The sequence below is a fragment of the Pseudoalteromonas sp. BZA4 genome (assembly GCF_040104395.1).
Taxonomy (GTDB): Bacteria; Pseudomonadota; Gammaproteobacteria; order Enterobacterales; family Alteromonadaceae; genus Pseudoalteromonas.
In genome coordinates, this window is record NZ_JBECOT010000001.1 from 105550 (window position 1) to 121755 (window position 16206).

The window sequence follows — 16206 nt, forward strand, 5'->3', positions numbered from 1 at the left end:
TGAAATTGGCGGTAGGTGTACTATGGAAACAAAAAAAATAACCAAGGTCGTGATTGCCGGTGGTGGTACTGCAGGTTGGATAACCGCTGCATTACTTAATAAAGTGCTGGGCAAAGTAATTGATATCACGCTGGTAGAGTCAGCAGAGATTGGCACTGTTGGTGTAGGCGAAGCAAGCATCCCACCTATTTTGCATCTAAATGGTGCGCTAGGCATTTCTGAAAAAGAATTTATTAAGGCTACTGGTGCCACGATAAAGCTTGGTATTGAGTTTGAAAATTGGCGCAGCCAAGACCACAGCTATATGCATGCCTTTGGTGAGATAGGTAAAGATTTTCCGTTTTGTGAGTTTTATCATTTTTGGCTAAAAGCAAATCAAGCTAATAATGCGTCTGATTTTTGGGATTTTTCACTTAATTATCAAGCTGCAAAAGCGCATAAATTTGCTCACCTCAAACACATTCCTAACACTCAATTGGCGGGCTTACATTATGCCTACCATTTTGATGCCACTCGATATGGCGAATTCTTAAAGGAATTAGCGCAATCAAGGGGCGTAAAACGCATTGAAGGCAAAATTGAATCGGTTAACCAATGCCATGAAAGCGGGTATATTCGCTCTTTGCTACTTAAAAGTGGCGAGCAAATAGACGGCGACTTATTTATTGATTGCACCGGTTTACGTGCTTTATTGATAGAACAAACTCTTAATACCGGCTTTGAAGATTGGTCACATTGGTTACCATGTGATAGTGCGATTGCGGTGCAAAGTGAATCAGCTTCTGATGCAATTCCTTATACACGTTCAATTGCAAGAGACTCGGGTTGGCAGTGGCAAATTCCATTACAGCACCGTGTAGGCAACGGACTTGTGTATTCTTCTCGTTTCTTATCAGATGAAGCGGCAAAGCAACAGCTCTTAGAAAACCTACCTGCTAAACCTCTGACAGAACCCCGCGTTATTAAGTTTAAAACAGGTCGTCGCTTAAAACAGTGGCATAAAAATGTAGTATCAGTTGGCTTATCAAGCGGATTTTTAGAGCCATTAGAATCGACCAGTATTCATTTAATTCAAAGTGCAGCTATTCGTTTAATTAAGTTTTTTCCTCATCAAGGTATTAAACAAAGCCTTGTGGATGAATTTAATCAACAAAGTAAAACAGAATTTGAGCGAATTCGTGACTTTATTATTCTTCATTACAAGATTACTGAGCGTGATGACAGTGCGTTTTGGCGTTTTTGTAAAGGCATGGATATTCCAAGCAGTCTTAAAAAGAAAATTGAGCTATTTAAAACCAGTGGCAAACTCATTAGAGAAGACGATGAGCTATTCGCCGAAGTTGCGTGGCAGCAAGTGATGATAGGCCAAGGGCTAATTGCAGAGGATCACCATCCATTAACTGATGCGTTATCAGATGAGCAATTAAATGAGTTATTTAGCAATTTAAAAACCTTGATTAACAGCACTGTCGAGCAGCTGCCGAGCCACAGTCAATTCTTAGAAAAAGTACAAAATTAATTATGAAAAAAACACAATCATTTTTAGCGCTAACGACTGCATTTACACTTTTTAACTCAACAGCAAGTTTTGCTATTACTGTATCACCAGAAAACTGGTGGGTAGGGATGCAAAATGACTCATTACAAGTAATGCTTTACGATAACAATATTGCTAACAAAACCTGGCAAATGAAGCCTTACAAAGGCGTTGAGTTTAAAGGGGTGACAACAACGAATAACCCTAATTACGCGTTTTTAGATTTAACCATTAGCGATAATGCAAAGGCGGGTACACTGACTTTTAAAGCTGAAGATGGCACAGAATTTACTTACCCATTAAATACCCGTGATAAGCAAAGTGCCAATCGTCATGGCTTTACAAATAAAGATACGCTTTATTTAATCAATCCTGATCGCTTTGTAAATGGTGACCCAAACAATGACACCGTTGCTGGTATGAAGGAGGCTGCAAACCCAAGTTTTAAAGGAGGTCGACATGGTGGTGATATTCAAGGTGTTATTAATAGCCTAGATTATCTTGAGGACCTCGGTGTGACTCAACTTTGGTTAACACCTGTGCTTGAAAATGACATGCCAAGTTATTCTTATCATGGTTATGCTATTACTGACTTTTACAAAGTTGATCCGCGCATGGGTAGTAATGCGCTTTATAAAACCTTATCTGCAGAAGCGAAAGAGCATGGTATCGGCTTAGTGATGGACATGGTACTTAATCACTTTGGTTCATCACATCAGTGGATGGCTGATATGCCTACTGCTGATTGGGTTAACTTTGATGGTAAGTTTGAAAACGGTAAAAATGCAACCAGTCACGCCAGACAAACAATCCAAGACCCTCACGCAAGCCAATACGACAAACGTCAATTTAACGATGGTTGGTTTGTTGAGTCTATGCCTGATCTAAATCAGCGCCAGCCGTTACTATCAACGTATTTGATTCAAAATGCCATTTGGTGGATTGAATACGCCAACTTAAGCGGCATTCGTGTTGATACCTATTCATACTCAGATAAAGCATTTTTAGCCAATTGGACTAAAGCGATTATGACCGAGTATCCAAACTTTAATATTGTTGGCGAAGAGTGGACAACCAACCCGGCTATTGCATCTTATTGGCAACGCGGCAAAGTCAATCAAGATGGTTATACCTCTGATTTACCAAGTGTGATGGACTTTTCATTACAAGAAGCCTTAATCCAAGCACTTAACGAAGAAGAAAGCTGGAATACAGGTTGGGTAAAAGTATATCAATCGCTGGCTAATGACTTTTTATATGCTGATACAGATAACATTTTAGTGTTTGCAGATAACCATGACATGAGCCGTGTTTACACTGAGCTAGGTCAAGACCTCGCAAAAACTAAATTAGCCATGACGCTGCTGTTAACAACTCGTGGTATTCCACAAATTTACTACGGCACTGAGCTGCTGCTCGATAACACGCCAAGCAATGACCACGGTGATATTCGTATTGACTTCCCTGGTGGGTTTAAAGGTCAAAAAGCGAATGCCTTCACAGGTAAGGGGCTTTCAGCTGATCAGCAAGAGATGTTAGCTAGCATGAAAAAACTGCTTAAGCTGCGTCAAGAAAAACCAGCGTTAAGCGAAGGTCGTTTAATGCATTTTTCACCCAAGCAAGGCGTTTACAGCTATGTGAGGGAGCACAATGGCCAAACTGTATTGGTTGTTCTTAACAAAAACCAACAAGCCATTGATTGGGATTTAAACTACATGCAAGAAGTGCTGAAAGGCAATAATAAAGGACGCGATTTAATCAGTGAAAAACGCGTTGATCTTGCAGCGCCAATCCGCTTAAAAGCTATGCAAGCACGCTTAATCGAGCTTGAATAATTGCAACTAATAGGCTGAATACGTATGCATTTACTGTCCGTATGCAGCCCTTAACATTAGTATGAACTGATATTTACAGAAAAATGAAGTAATGATGACAACATACAAACTAACTGCGTTAGTAGTGGCTTCGGTTTTAGGTTTAACTGCCTGTGGTAACGATGCGCCAGTACAGCAGAACACGCAACAGCAACAATCAGAATCTAGCCAAGCAGCTATCTCTAAGCCTGTGGTTTACCAAGTATTCACTCGATTATTTGGTAACACTAACACCACCAATAAACCGTGGGGCACATTAGAAGAAAATGGGGTAGGTAAATTCGCTGATTTTAATGATGCAGCATTACAAGGCATTAAAGAGCTAGGAACAACACATGTTTGGTACACTGGTGTACCGCGTCATGCTTTAGTAACTGACTATACCGAATACGGTTTATCACAAGATGACCCTGATGTTGTAAAAGGCCGTGCAGGCTCACCTTATGCAGTGAAAGACTATTACGATGTTAATCCTGATTTAGCAATTAACCCTGAGCGCCGCTTAGAAGAGTTTGTAGAGCTAATCAATCGTACTCATGAGCACGGTATGAAAGTTGTTATTGATATTGTGCCAAACCACGTAGCGCGTAATTACGAGTCAGTCGCCAAGCCTGAAGGTGTAAAGGATTTTGGTGCTGAAGATGACACGACGAAAACCTATGCTCGCGATAATAACTTTTACTATGTAACAGGGCAGTCATTTCAAGTTCCTACCAGCGATAGCTACCAAGTCTTAGGTGGTAACCCGCATCCTCTTGCAGATAATCAATTTGCCGAAACCCCAGCTAAATGGACAGGTAATGGGGCCCGTGCCGCTAAACCTGACATTAATGATTGGTACGAAACCGTTAAAATCAATTACGGTGTGAAACCAGATGGCAGCTACGACTTCCCGACGCTACCCGCTGATTACGCAGATAAAGATTACCGTGAACACTATGCATTTTGGCAAGATAAAGATCTACCAAATAGCTGGTATAAATTCCGCGATATCGCGCTTTATTGGCTAGATAAAGGTGTTGATGGTTTCCGTTATGATATGGCAGAGATGGTGCCTGTTGAGTTCTGGAGCTTTTTGAACTCATCAATCAAGATGCAAAAAAGCGATGCCTTTATCCTAGCAGAAGTATATAACCCAACGCTTTACCGCCCATATATCCAACAAGGTAAGATGGATTACCTTTACGACAAAGTCGGTTTTTACGACACGGTTAAAGCTGTGATGCAAGGCAAGCAATCAGCGGATACTATTTTCGATATCCAAAGCCAAGTGGCGGATATTGAAGAGCATATGCTGCACTTTTTAGAAAACCATGATGAGCAACGTATTGCTAGGCCAGATTTCGCTGGTAGTAGTGAAAAAGGTAAGCCAGCGATGGTGGTATCTACATTGATGTCGCGCTCGCCAACCTTACTTTATTTTGGTCAAGCTGTCGGTGAAGATGGCTCTGAGGACGGTGGTTTTGGCGATCCAACGCGTACCAGCATTTTCGATTATATGGGTGTACCTGCGCATCAAGCATGGATGAATAATGGTAAATTCGATGGCGGTGCGCTTTCAAAGCAGCAAGCTGATCTTCGCGCTTACTACACCAAGTTGATGTCGTTAAATACACTTCCTGCCATTGTTGGTGGTGACATGCAAGCGGTTGAATTGACAGGCTCAGAGCAAGTGATTGCCTTTACGCGTAAGCTAGGTCAACAACTGGTGCTTGTAGTAAGTAACTTTTCAGAAAACCCACAAAATGTTGAGCTTACTCTTAACCAAACGTTGTTACCTAAGCTTAACCACAGTGGTTTAACGTTAACTGATAGCCTAGAAAATCATGCCGACATTGTGATTCCTGAGGCATCTACTGAGGCGCCAATTCAATTACAACTGAACGGCTTAAGCAGTGCAGTATTTACCTTAAAGGCTGACTATGAATAATAACAAACCAACGCTAAGCTTTTGGCAAATATGGAATATGTGTTTTGGATTCCTTGGAATCCAATTTGGCTTTGCATTACAGAACGGTAATGTAAGCCGTATTTTTCAAACCTTAGGTGCCAATGTTGATGATATTCCAATTCTTTGGGTTGCAGCACCATTAACAGGCCTTATTGTTCAGCCGATCATCGGTTATTGGAGTGATAAAACATGGAATAAGTTAGGCCGTCGTCGTCCTTTCTTTTTCTATGGGGCTATTTTAACAACGTTATCGTTATTCATTATGCCTAACTCACCAAGCCTGTGGATTGCGGCGGGTATGTTATGGATCATGGATGCGTCAATTAACGTAACTATGGAGCCATTCCGTGCTCTTGTCAGTGATAACTTACCGAAAAAGCAACGTGCAACTGGTTATGCAATGCAAAGCTTCTTCATTGGTGTTGGTGCGGTTGTCGCGTCTGCATTACCTTGGATGATGACTAACTGGTTCGATATTGCTAATACTGCACCTGCAGGGCAAATTCCAGATTCTGTAAAATTCTCGTTTTACTTTGGCGCAGTAGTATTAATTATTGCTGTGTTTTGGACTGTCTTTACTACTAAAGAATATTCACCAGAAGAACTTGAAAGCTTTCATGAACAAGACCAAAGCGATGATTCGAGCGATGTTCAAAGTGATGTAAACTTTAACAAAGGCGCTGCAATATTTACGGTTCTTGGCCTTGTGGTACTTGGTATTGTTACGGGTCTATCGCTTGAAAAAGAGCTTTATTTACTTGCTGGTGGTTTGATTAGCTTTGGTGTTATTCAATTTATTGCTGGTGCTTTAAAGGCTAAAAACGCAACCAGTGGTGGCTTTTATCAAGTTGTGAATGATGTATTCACTATGCCAGAAACGATGAAACAATTGGCTTGGGTACAATTTTTTAGCTGGTTCTCATTGTTTGCAATGTGGATTTACACCACATCGGCAGTAACTAGCTTCCACTACGGCAGCAGTGATACAAGCTCTCTTGCTTACAATAACGGTGCGGATTGGGTTGGTGTATTATTTGCCGCTTACAATGGTTTTGCTGCCATTGCAGCACTGTGTATTCCGGTTATCGTTAAAAAAGTAGGGCTAAAAATGGCTCACGCTATCAACCTAGTGCTAGGTGCATTGGGTCTGGTCAGCTTCATTATTATCAAAGATCCAAGTTTACTGATCTGGCCAATGATTGGAGTAGGGTTTGCTTGGGCGTCAATTCTATCTTTACCATACGCAATGTTAAGTACCTCAGTACCAAGTAAAAAAATGGGTGTGTACATGGGTATTTTTAACTTCTTTATTGTTATTCCGCAGCTTTTAGCGGCAAGCGTATTAGGCCTAATTTTACGTCACTTTTTTGATAATCAACCGATTTATGCGTTAGTGCTAGGTGCAGTGTCATTCGTACTAGCAGCGGTCGCTGTACTGCGCGTTAAGCAACAATAATAAGGACACACCATGAAAAAATTTAATCTCATTACAGCAAGCTTGTTAGCGTTAGGTTTAACAGCTTGTAGTTCAGAACAATCAGCTAATACAGCAGTTGAGCAGGTGTCTGCACCAGGAGCACCGGGTGTTGAGCCTTTTTGGGCATACTCAGGTAAAACGGGGATTGGTACCTCTTACGAGCAATACCAAGACGGCCACTACAGCGATGCAGCTGCTACTGGCAAAGTATCAAAAGTCTGGTTTTCAATCGCTAAAGGCATGATCACAGAAACCATGTTTGGTTTAATTCACCAAGCACAAATCAAAGATATGCAGTTTGTTGTAGTTGGTAAAGACTTTACCGTTACAGAGAACGATGATCTCGATGTAAGCATTGATTATTTATACAAAGACGATGCGGGTCGCCCATTATCGCTTGCTTATAAAGTCGTTAGTAAAGATAAACAAGGTCGTTTTACTTTAGAAAAACATATCTTTACAGATCCAAACGGCCAAACATTGTTTGTTCGTAGCGTATTTAATACCGATCTTGAAGGTGTGAAAGCCTACGTTAATGTAAACCCTTACATTGATAACAACGGTTTAGACGATTTTGCAAAAGTAACTGATAAGGGTCTAGTTGCTTGGCAAGATGATAGCTTTTTATCTTTACAAGCCGCTAAACCATTTAAGCAAGCAAGCGTTGGCTTTACGGGTGTAAGTGATGGCTTAAAAGAGTTAAAAACATCGCAATCACTCTCAACGACTTACCAAAATACTGGTGATAAGTCGGGTAATGTAAGCTTACTTGCAGAGCTTGGTGAAGTATCAAAAAACACCACCTTTGATTTAGCTTTAAGCTTTGGTAACTCTGAAGCTGCAAGCTTAAAAGAAGGTCAAGCAAGTTTAAATCAAGGCTACCAAAAAGTACTTGCTGCATATAACGGTGAAGGTGTTGCAATTGGTTGGCAAGACTACTTAGCAAGCCTTGAGCCTTTGAGCACATTAACTAACAGCACCGCAGATAATGGTAAGTTGCTTTATACCAGCGCCATGGTGTTAAAAGCGCAAGAAGATAAAACTCATGCTGGTGCTTTAATTGCGTCACTTTCTAACCCTTGGGGTGAAACAGTATCAGCCAAAACAGGTTCTACCGGTTATAAAGCGGTTTGGGTACGTGATTTCTATCAAGTAGCAATGGCATTTATGGCCATGGGTGATACACGTACCGCAAAAACGGCGTTTGAATATTTAGAAAAAGTACAAGTAACAGATAACACACCTGGCAATGGTGGTGACACGGGTTGGTTCTTACAAAAGACTCATGTTGATGGTGAGCTTGAGTGGGTAGGTGTTCAGCTTGACCAAACAGCAATGCCAATTATGTTAGCGTGGAAACTACATCAAGCTGGCGTACTTAGCGATCAAGAGCTGACAGATTGGTATGGCAAAATGTTAAAACCAGCTGCTGATTTCTTAGTTGATGGTGGCCTTGCGAAAATTCTTTGGAATGACACGCAAATCACACCGCCAGCAACGCAACAAGAGCGTTGGGAAGAACAAAATGGTTTCTCTCCATCAACAACTGCAGCGGTTGTTGCAGGCCTAGTGACGGCTGCTGATATTGCTAAAAAAGCAGGTGACACTAAAAATGCAGAGCGTTACTTAGCAACGGCTAAAACCTACAACAGTGAAATTGAAAGCACTATGTTTACGACTCAAGGTAACCTTAAGTCTAAAAACAGCGATGGTGAATATTTCATTCGTATTGGTCAAGACAAAGATCCAAACTCATCAACCACACTTAACGCCAATAATGGCCGTGAAGGCTTTGATAAAAAGCAAATCCTTGATGGTGGTTTCTTAGAGCTTGTACGTTATGGTGTTCGTGATGCACTTGCGCCAAGCATTGTAAAAACATTACCAGAGTACGATGATGAAACCTTAGTTGATAACCTACAAGTGCGTTACACCTTTAATTTTGCTGATGGCTCAGGTTCATTCCCAGGCTACCGCCGCTATGGTAACGATGGTTACGGTGAAGATGAAGTGACAGGTAACAACTATGCTGAAGGTGGTAACAACACCCCTGGTCAACGTGGTCGTGTATGGCCGTTTTTCACAGGTGAGCGTGGTCACTATGAAATTGCTGCTGCAAACGCAATTAATAGCCTTGATGCGATGAAGCAACAAGCGATTAAAGACACCTATGTAAAAGGTATGGAAGCATTTGCCAATGAAGGCATGATGTTACCTGAACAAGTTTGGGATGGCGTAGGCAACAATAAAGCAAGCTATCAGCTAGGTGAGGGTACAAACTCAGCCACACCACTTGCTTGGACTCATGCTGAATACATTAAGTTACTCCGCTCAGTGAGCGATAAACATGTGTGGGATCATTACCCAGTTGTTGAAGAAGCATTGAAGTAAAAACGTAATTAACATGCCCAATATTTATTGGGCATGTTGCTTTTGGAGCAAGGGAAAATGATGTTAAAAAAACTAGCCTTATGTGCTCTATTAGCAGTAAGTACGCAAAGTAAAGCGGATGACTATTTGCTTTACTTTATGGGCGGCCAATCAAATATAGAAGGGTTTGGCTTTAATAAATATTTACCTGCGTAGTATAAAAAACCAGTTGAAAATACCTTACTCTTTTTTGGTAACCCGGTTGCTGACAACACCAAGATCAACCATTGGGATAACTTTCAAACTACAGTAAGATCTGCGTTAGATAACAATGATACAGATGGTGAAGCAGATACTTTAGTCCCAGCAGGGATTATTTGGATGCAAGGTGAGGCCGATGCCTATCATGAGCAAGCATCTAAGGTTTATTTAGCTAATTTAACAAGCCTTATGAATGATATGAAAATGGTATTTGGTGATAAGGAGTTACCAATCATCCTTGGCAGAATAGAAGACTCTGGTAAAACACCTCAAACACGAATGATGCCATATATAGAGTGTATGGGATGCTCAGAAAAAGTACGTTAAATAAAAAGCTAATGCTCATTTAGTTGCCTTTGATGAGCCTGTCGAATTCATTGAAGATAAATGGCACTATAAAAGTAATTACTATATAAAACTAGGTAACCTTTTTGCAGAAAAAGCAGCCGAAACATTAGCTAAGTAAGCTGTTTTTAAATAACTTCTTAAATAATTAAACCGCCGAATTAACCTCGGCGGTTTTTTGTTTATAATAGGGCCAAATTTAAAATGGAATTTACCGTGAATAAGCGAAATTATGTTCTTTTTATATTTATTTTCATTGCTTTCCCTGTGTGCTTAATTAAAGCTGAGTCAGCTGAGCTTAGGCCATTTACAACGGATGGTTGTAGTTCATTTCCTGATGGAACCTTGGCTCACAAAAAACTGTAGTTGGCGTGTTGTACAGCCCATGATCTAGCATATTGGCAAGGTGGCACTTTTAAGCAACGTGAGCAAGCTGATGTAGATTTAAAAGAGTGTGTTGCTAAAGTGGGTGAGAAAGAGATTGCTATCTTGATGCTTACTGGTGTCAGAGTGGGTGGAATACCTTTTTTACCTACTAGCTTTCGTTGGGGTTATGGCTGGCCATACCCTAAGTTTTATGGCGAACTAACAGCGCAAGAGCGTTTACAAGTTGAAAGCCGTTTAGCCAAGCTTAAGACTGAGCAAATTAAATAACCTTATCGCTCATCTAACTTCTTTACAGGTTTTTGATGCATCGTTGATAGCAGCTGCTTCAGCGCTTTTAGCAAAACGTGATGACATGTAAAGTCCTAATTGATGGTCAGGCATTTTAATGCGTGTAATGCCATTAAAGTGGTGAGGCTCGATATCTTTTGCAATCACAGCAGGAAGAGCTGTTATACCAGCTCTGTTCTTAGCCACAAAATCAACGGCTTGTTGCCATGTACTGACTTGATGTTCATGGCTTATCGATTCATTTTTATCAATGCCTAAATATTTAAGCATTAAGGTACGTGCCCCAGTTCCGCGTTTATAGACGATACCATTCAAGTTTGCCTGTCTGCGTAAATTCTCGATACTCAAATCTGGGTTAGTACTGTGGCTTATCAGCTCATATCCAACTTGATAAATTGTCGCTGAGCGAGTCGCAAATAGATCTCTCTGTGGTAACAATAAAAGTGGCATGGCAATATCAACTTCATTGTTTTGCAGCATTTTAATAAGCCGTGCTTGCGGTACAGTGATTACGTCGTAGTTGCTATCAAGTTGATTGATAACGCAGCTATAGGCTGATTTTAATTCACCGTGAAATTGTTTGCGTGAGTACTTTAATGACTCGCCATTTTCACTTGATATACCAATTGTTATTTTTGCAAAACAAGTGTGAGTGCAAAACAGTACAAACAGGATAAGAGGGGCAGTAATAGAGCCTTTTAAGTCCATTTAATAAATCGAGAGGGTGAAACTTGAGTGAAATTTACCAGTTTAAATAGAACTGGACAAGGTAGGGAGCTTACAGTGCAAATACATAAAAATCTAAGTGTTTTTTTGAGGTGTTAATTAATTTCCTTAATAAACAAAGGGGTGGAGCTGTAAGTTGGTTGCTTACAGCTCGATTTACCTGATTATAATCCTGCTTTTTTAGCGCGAGCAGTGTGTAGCTTTTTGTAACTTTCGATTAAACGAAGGTGTCTATCTAAGCCCTCAAGTTTCATGCTGGTTTCTGTTAAACCATAGAACATTACATCGCCGTTGATTGAGCCAACGACTGCATCCATCGTTTCTTGACCAAACATACGGGTGAAGCTATGAATGTAATCTTCAATCTCAAGGTCATCGCTGAGTGCAACTTCTAACGTTGCATGCATTGCTTGGTAGAATAGGCCGCGTTCAACAATGGTATTGTCGTTATACTGTAAGAATGCTTCAACAAGCTCCATTGCTGCTTCTAAATCACCAAGTGCTAAGTAAATAAGTAGCTTCAGCTCAAGAATCGTTAACTGACCCCATACTGTGTTTTCATCAAACTCAATGCCAATTAAGGTTATGATATCTATGTAGTTATCTAGTTCACTTTCTTCTAAGCGCTCAACTAAATCAGCAAGTTCATCTTCTGATAAACGATGTAGGTTTAAGATATCTTCGCGGAAATTAAGTGCTTTATTGGTATTGTCCCAAATCAAGTCTTCCACAGGATAAACTTCTGAATAATCAGGCACTAAAATACGGCATGCAGTACCAAGGTCTGAGAACTCAGCAATGTAAGCTTCTTTACCTAAGCTTTCTAAAATACCGAATAAGCTCGCTGTTTCTTCCTCATTGCTACCAGAGAAGTCCCATTCAACAAAATCATAATCGTGTTTAGCGCTGAAGAAGCGCCATGAGATCACGCCAGTTGAATCAATAAAGTGCTCTACAAAGTTTTCCGGTTCAGAAACTGCCATACTATTGAACGTTGGCTTAGGTACATCGTTTAAGCCTTCGAAGCTTCTGCCTTGTAATAACTCAGTTAAGCTGCGCTCTAACGCAACTTCAAAGCTTGGGTGCGCACCAAAAGAAGCAAATACACCGCCTGTTTTAGGGTTCATGAGTGTTACGCACATGACAGGGAACTGACCACCTAGCGAGGCATCTTTTACTACAACAGGGAAACCTTGTTCTTCAAGACCATTAATACCCGCAACAATACTTGGGTACTTGTTTAAAACCTCTTGAGGTACGTCTGGTAAAACAATTTCTTGCTCAATGATTTGGCGCTTAACTGCACGCTCAAAAATTTCAGATAAACACTGTACTTTTGCTTCGGCAAAGTTGTTACCAGCACTCATACCATTACTTAAGAATAAGTTTTCAATTAAGTTTGACGGGAAGTAAACCGTTTCACCGTCTGACTGGCGAACATAAGGAATAGAGCAAATACCACGTTCTTTATTACCAGAGTTAGTATCGATTAAGTGTGAGCCACACAGCTCACCATCAGGATTATAAATTTCACGGGTATAATCATCTAATATGCCCTCTGGTAGAGAGTCATCATCAGTCAGAGCAAACCACTTTTCATTTGGGTAATGAACAAATTCGCTATTTGCAATGTCTTCACCTAAGAATTGATCATTATAGAAGAAGTTACAGTTTAAGCGCTCAATAAATTCGCCCAAAGCTGAGCATAGCGCGCTTTCTTTGGTTGCACCTTTACCATTGGTAAAACACATAGGCGACGCTGCATCACGAATATGAAGTGACCATACATTTGGCACAATATTTCGCCAAGAAGAAATTTCGATTTTCATCCCTAACTCTTCAAGGATGGCCGTCATATTTGCGATGGTTTCTTCAAGGGGTAAGTCTTTACCTAAAATAAAGGTATTACTGTCATCACCTGGTTTTGCCATCAACATTGCTTGCGCGTCTGCTTCGATGCTTTCAACAGTATCGATTTTAAATTCTGGGCCAGTTTGAATAACACGTTTTACTGTACAACGCTCAACAGAACGTAAAATACCCGTGCGGTCTTTCTCAGAAAGGCTTTCTGGTAACTCAACCTGAATTTGAAAAATTTGGTTATAGCGGTCTTCTGGATCAACGATATTGTTTTGCGCCACACGAATACCATCTGTCGGGATATCGCGTGAATTACAATACACTTTAATAAAATAAGCCGCACACAATGCAGAAGATGCTAAAAAGTAATCGAATGGACTAGGTGCAGTGCCATCACCCTTATAGCGAATAGGTTGGTCTGCAATGACAGAAAAATCATCAAACTTGGCTTCAAGTCTGAGGTTGTCGAGAAAATTAACTTTAATTTCCATTAAAAAATTCCACCTTTGTGCGCGTTGTTATCTAAAGCTTTGTTTGCCAGATAAGCGTTTTCAACATAATAGGCGTAATTATCTGCTTTTTCGAAGTAATAGTCTTGGGTAAATCGAAAAAAAACTAATTTTAATGCAATAAGTTTCTGGTTGGGTAAGGAGTAGGCGATAACAAAGTTGTTATCGCTAAAAATTAAACACTCGAACCGCGAATAATTAAACGCGGTGGTAAAAGGGTATTCTCTACATCTTCACCACGAATAAGTTTGAGCAGGTTATCGACCAACATTTGTCCGGCGAGGGTGGTGTCTTGCTGAACGGTTGTAAGTGGTGGATTTACAAAGCTGGCAACAGCAATGTTATCAAAGCCAACAACGTGTACATCATCAGGAACCTTGATTTTTGCTTCTTTCAGTGCGCGAATAGCACCAATAGCAATAAGATCACTGGCGGCAAATAATGAATTAAAACGAATGTTATTTGCTATGAGGGAACGAGTCGCGTGATAGCCTGATTCTTCAGTTGAAATCGCATTTGCCATTTTACGTTCGTTTAAAGCTATGCCTTTAGCTAAGAATGCATCTTTAAAACCTTGGTAGCGAGCAAAAAACTCAGGGCTATGATCAGAAGCATCACCAATAAATGCACAGTCGGTTCTACCGGTTGCAAGTAAATGCTCAGCTGCTAATTTACCACCGCCGTAGTTATCGCAGCTGACCGTTAAGTCTGGGCGGTTATCTACGCTGGCACCCCAACAGACAAACTTAGTATGTTGGTCAATTAAGGTTTTAAATTTAGGTTGGTAATCGAGGTAATCACCATAACCAAGCAGTATTAAGCCATCTGCACGGTGGCTGTCCTCGTAATCGGCTTGCCAATCAGAGCTGCTCGACTGAAACGATACCAGTAAGTCGTAGCCTTCTTTTGCACAAGCTCTTGTAATACTGCCTAGCATTGCCAAAAAGAAAGGGTTTATTTGTGATTCATCCGAAGTGGGATCTTCAAATAATAACAGGGCGAGGGTGCTACTTTGTTGAGTTCTTAGGTTACTGGCATTTTTATCAACTTTATAGTTGAGCTGTTTTGCTACCTCATGAACACGTCGACGCGTTTCTTCGTTGACCAAAGGGCTATTTCGCAGCGCGCGAGACACGGTTGACTGCGACACACCCGCATAATGTGCAATGTCAAAAGATGTCGCCTTACCTTTCATATGGTTACCAAATAACAGAAGTAGTAATTACCATTTTCGGCTATTTAATATTTTTTTCAAGCTATTTGTGACAAGCGGCGTGTGTGTGGCTGTTCTGTACACAGCTAGGCATTTTTTATGCGTATATAAATGCTTTTTCGATACTTAATACGCAGGTTTTCTCATTAAATACGTATGCATGCACAAATAATGAAAATTTTTATTGATCCTAATCTGACACCGGTGTCATAATGTCACTGTTTTATCATTTTGTTGTCAAAACGTATTTGGCTGCCCATTCATTTGGGCAGCATTTTTTTAATACCAAAGATAGCTTCTTTGAGGCAATGACCCAAAGTTTAGCAGACACAGTGGCTTTGCCATTGAAAACTAGAACAATAAGCGGCAACTAGCTTAGACAAATAGAGAAAACATCATGAACACACAGACAACTACAGAATTCACTCCTATTCTTGTTGCCGATATTGGCGGCACTAACGCTCGTTTCGCTTTAATCACTGACTTTAATGCACAAACTAACCAGTTTGTTATCGAGCACAATTTAACTTTTCCAAGTGCTGACTTTGGCTCTTTAGAAAGCGCGATTAACCAGTACTTTAGTCAAATTTCGTTTCCAAAGCCAAGCCGCGCATGTTTAGCAGTAGCTGGCCCGATTAAAGCAGGCCAAGTTCACTTAACAAACCTTGGCTGGCACTTTAACGTTGCAGATTTAAAAGCAGAGTTTTCATTTGAGCAACTTGAAGTAATCAACGACTTTGCAGCATTTGCTTATGCGGCGCCTTATTTAGATGATTCGCAAAATATGGCTGTTAAAGCAGGCCAGGCTGATGAAAATGCGAATATCGCAGTTATGGGGCCAGGTACAGGTTTTGGTGCTGCGTGTTTAGTTCGTACATCACAAGGCAGTGCTGTACTTAGCTGCGAAGCAGGGCACATTACCCTTGCGGCAGTGACAGAGTTAGACCGCCAGTTAATCACTGAGCTTAAAAAGCAGTTAAATCATGTATCTGTTGAAACCGTGTTTTCGGGCCCTGGTATCGCGCATTTATACCGCGCTATGGCAGCGGTAAAAGGTGTTGAAGCAAAGAATCTAGATGCTGCACAAATCAGTGAGCTTGCAACCACTGGTCAGTGTGAAGTCTGTGATGCAACACTTAATCAATTTTGTGATTGGATTGGCAGCGTAGCAGGGGACTTAGCCCTGACATTTGGCGCATTAGGTGGCGTATTTATTGGCGGTGGTATTTTACCTCGCATGCAACAACGTCTATTATCTAGTCGATTTGTTGAGCGTTTTGCAGACAAAGGCATTATGTCGCAATATACTTCACAGATCCCCGTTACGCTTGTAACACAAGACAACATTCCATTCATTGGTGCTGCTGCGTGTATACATGTTAAAAGTAACGCGTAATTAGCAGTTGGA

12 protein-coding genes are annotated in these 16206 nt (G+C 40.7%); 9 read left to right on the forward strand and 3 right to left on the reverse strand.

The features are described from left to right. The first annotated feature begins 22 nt into the window (after positions 1–22). From ABMY41_RS00405 to ABMY41_RS00440, 8 genes are all read left to right on the forward strand, one after another. Positions 23–1519 carry a tryptophan halogenase family protein gene (locus ABMY41_RS00405; RefSeq protein WP_175079549.1) on the forward strand — a complete coding sequence of 499 codons (1497 nt, stop codon included), beginning with the start codon at positions 23–25 and terminating at the stop codon, positions 1517–1519. A gap of 2 nt (positions 1520–1521) precedes the next feature. Beyond that, complete coding sequence (locus tag ABMY41_RS00410; RefSeq protein WP_349273900.1) at positions 1522–3372, forward strand: glycoside hydrolase family 13 protein; 1851 nt, start codon at positions 1522–1524, stop codon at positions 3370–3372. A 91-nt stretch (positions 3373–3463) separates the two neighbouring features. Beyond that, positions 3464–5341, forward strand: coding sequence for an alpha-amylase family glycosyl hydrolase (locus tag ABMY41_RS00415; RefSeq protein WP_349273901.1), 1878 nt, complete (start codon positions 3464–3466; stop codon positions 5339–5341). After that, positions 5334–6818: an MFS transporter gene (locus ABMY41_RS00420; RefSeq protein ID WP_349273902.1), complete on the forward strand. Its 1485-nt coding sequence runs from the start codon at positions 5334–5336 to the stop codon at positions 6816–6818. Before ABMY41_RS00415 ends, ABMY41_RS00420 begins: the two co-directional genes overlap by 8 nt. 12 nt (positions 6819–6830) lie before the next feature. Next, a complete protein-coding gene (locus ABMY41_RS00425) occupies positions 6831–9230 on the forward strand; it encodes a glucan 1,4-alpha-glucosidase (protein WP_349273903.1) in 2400 nt (799 codons plus the stop codon). A 57-nt stretch (positions 9231–9287) separates the two neighbouring features. After that, complete coding sequence (locus tag ABMY41_RS00430) at positions 9288–9425, forward strand: hypothetical protein (RefSeq protein ID WP_289096494.1); 138 nt, start codon at positions 9288–9290, stop codon at positions 9423–9425. A gap of 63 nt (positions 9426–9488) precedes the next feature. Beyond that, positions 9489–9797 (forward strand): sialate O-acetylesterase, encoded by a 309-nt coding sequence (locus ABMY41_RS00435; protein WP_349273946.1) that lies wholly within the window; start codon positions 9489–9491, stop codon positions 9795–9797. A gap of 384 nt (positions 9798–10181) precedes the next feature. Then, positions 10182–10469, forward strand: coding sequence for a hypothetical protein (locus tag ABMY41_RS00440; RefSeq protein ID WP_289096495.1), 288 nt, complete (start codon positions 10182–10184; stop codon positions 10467–10469). Positions 10470–10478: 9 nt separating this feature from the next. Here the strand turns inward: ABMY41_RS00440 and ABMY41_RS00445 are convergent, their stop codons facing one another. The 3 genes from ABMY41_RS00445 to ABMY41_RS00455 all read right to left on the reverse strand — a co-directional run bounded on the left by ABMY41_RS00445 (position 10479) and on the right by ABMY41_RS00455 (position 14780). Then, on the reverse strand, positions 10479–11198 hold the full coding sequence (locus ABMY41_RS00445; protein ID WP_287243134.1) for a hypothetical protein: 720 nt from the start codon (positions 11196–11198) through the stop codon (positions 10479–10481). Positions 11199–11380: 182 nt separating this feature from the next. After that, on the reverse strand, positions 11381–13567 hold the full coding sequence (locus ABMY41_RS00450; protein ID WP_289096498.1) for an OsmC domain/YcaO domain-containing protein: 2187 nt from the start codon (positions 13565–13567) through the stop codon (positions 11381–11383). A 193-nt stretch (positions 13568–13760) separates the two neighbouring features. Beyond that, the gene (locus ABMY41_RS00455; protein ID WP_289096500.1) at positions 13761–14780 is read right to left on the reverse strand and encodes a LacI family DNA-binding transcriptional regulator; all 1020 of its coding nucleotides are present in this window, start codon (positions 14778–14780) and stop codon (positions 13761–13763) included. 415 nt (positions 14781–15195) lie between these two features. Between ABMY41_RS00455 and glk the strand changes: the two genes are divergently transcribed. Next, positions 15196–16194, forward strand: coding sequence for a glucokinase (gene glk / locus ABMY41_RS00460; protein ID WP_289096501.1), 999 nt, complete (start codon positions 15196–15198; stop codon positions 16192–16194). The last annotated feature ends 12 nt before the right edge of the window (positions 16195–16206 follow it).

Bases quoted from the DNA above. Each gene is read 5' to 3' on its own strand.
- ABMY41_RS00405 (WP_175079549.1), top strand. From the start codon at position 23: ATGGAAACAAAAAAAATAACCAAGGTCGTGATTGCCGGTGGTGGTACT.
- ABMY41_RS00410 (WP_349273900.1), top strand. From the start codon at position 1,522: ATGAAAAAAACACAATCATTTTTAGCGCTAACGACTGCATTTACACTT.
- ABMY41_RS00415 (WP_349273901.1), top strand. From the start codon at position 3,464: ATGATGACAACATACAAACTAACTGCGTTAGTAGTGGCTTCGGTTTTA.
- ABMY41_RS00420 (WP_349273902.1), top strand. From the start codon at position 5,334: ATGAATAATAACAAACCAACGCTAAGCTTTTGGCAAATATGGAATATG.
- ABMY41_RS00425 (WP_349273903.1), top strand. From the start codon at position 6,831: ATGAAAAAATTTAATCTCATTACAGCAAGCTTGTTAGCGTTAGGTTTA.
- ABMY41_RS00430 (WP_289096494.1), top strand. From the start codon at position 9,288: ATGATGTTAAAAAAACTAGCCTTATGTGCTCTATTAGCAGTAAGTACG.
- ABMY41_RS00445 (WP_287243134.1), bottom strand. From the start codon at position 11,198: ATGGACTTAAAAGGCTCTATTACTGCCCCTCTTATCCTGTTTGTACTG.
- ABMY41_RS00450 (WP_289096498.1), bottom strand. From the start codon at position 13,567: ATGGAAATTAAAGTTAATTTTCTCGACAACCTCAGACTTGAAGCCAAG.
- ABMY41_RS00455 (WP_289096500.1), bottom strand. From the start codon at position 14,780: ATGAAAGGTAAGGCGACATCTTTTGACATTGCACATTATGCGGGTGTG.
- glk (WP_289096501.1), top strand. From the start codon at position 15,196: ATGAACACACAGACAACTACAGAATTCACTCCTATTCTTGTTGCCGAT.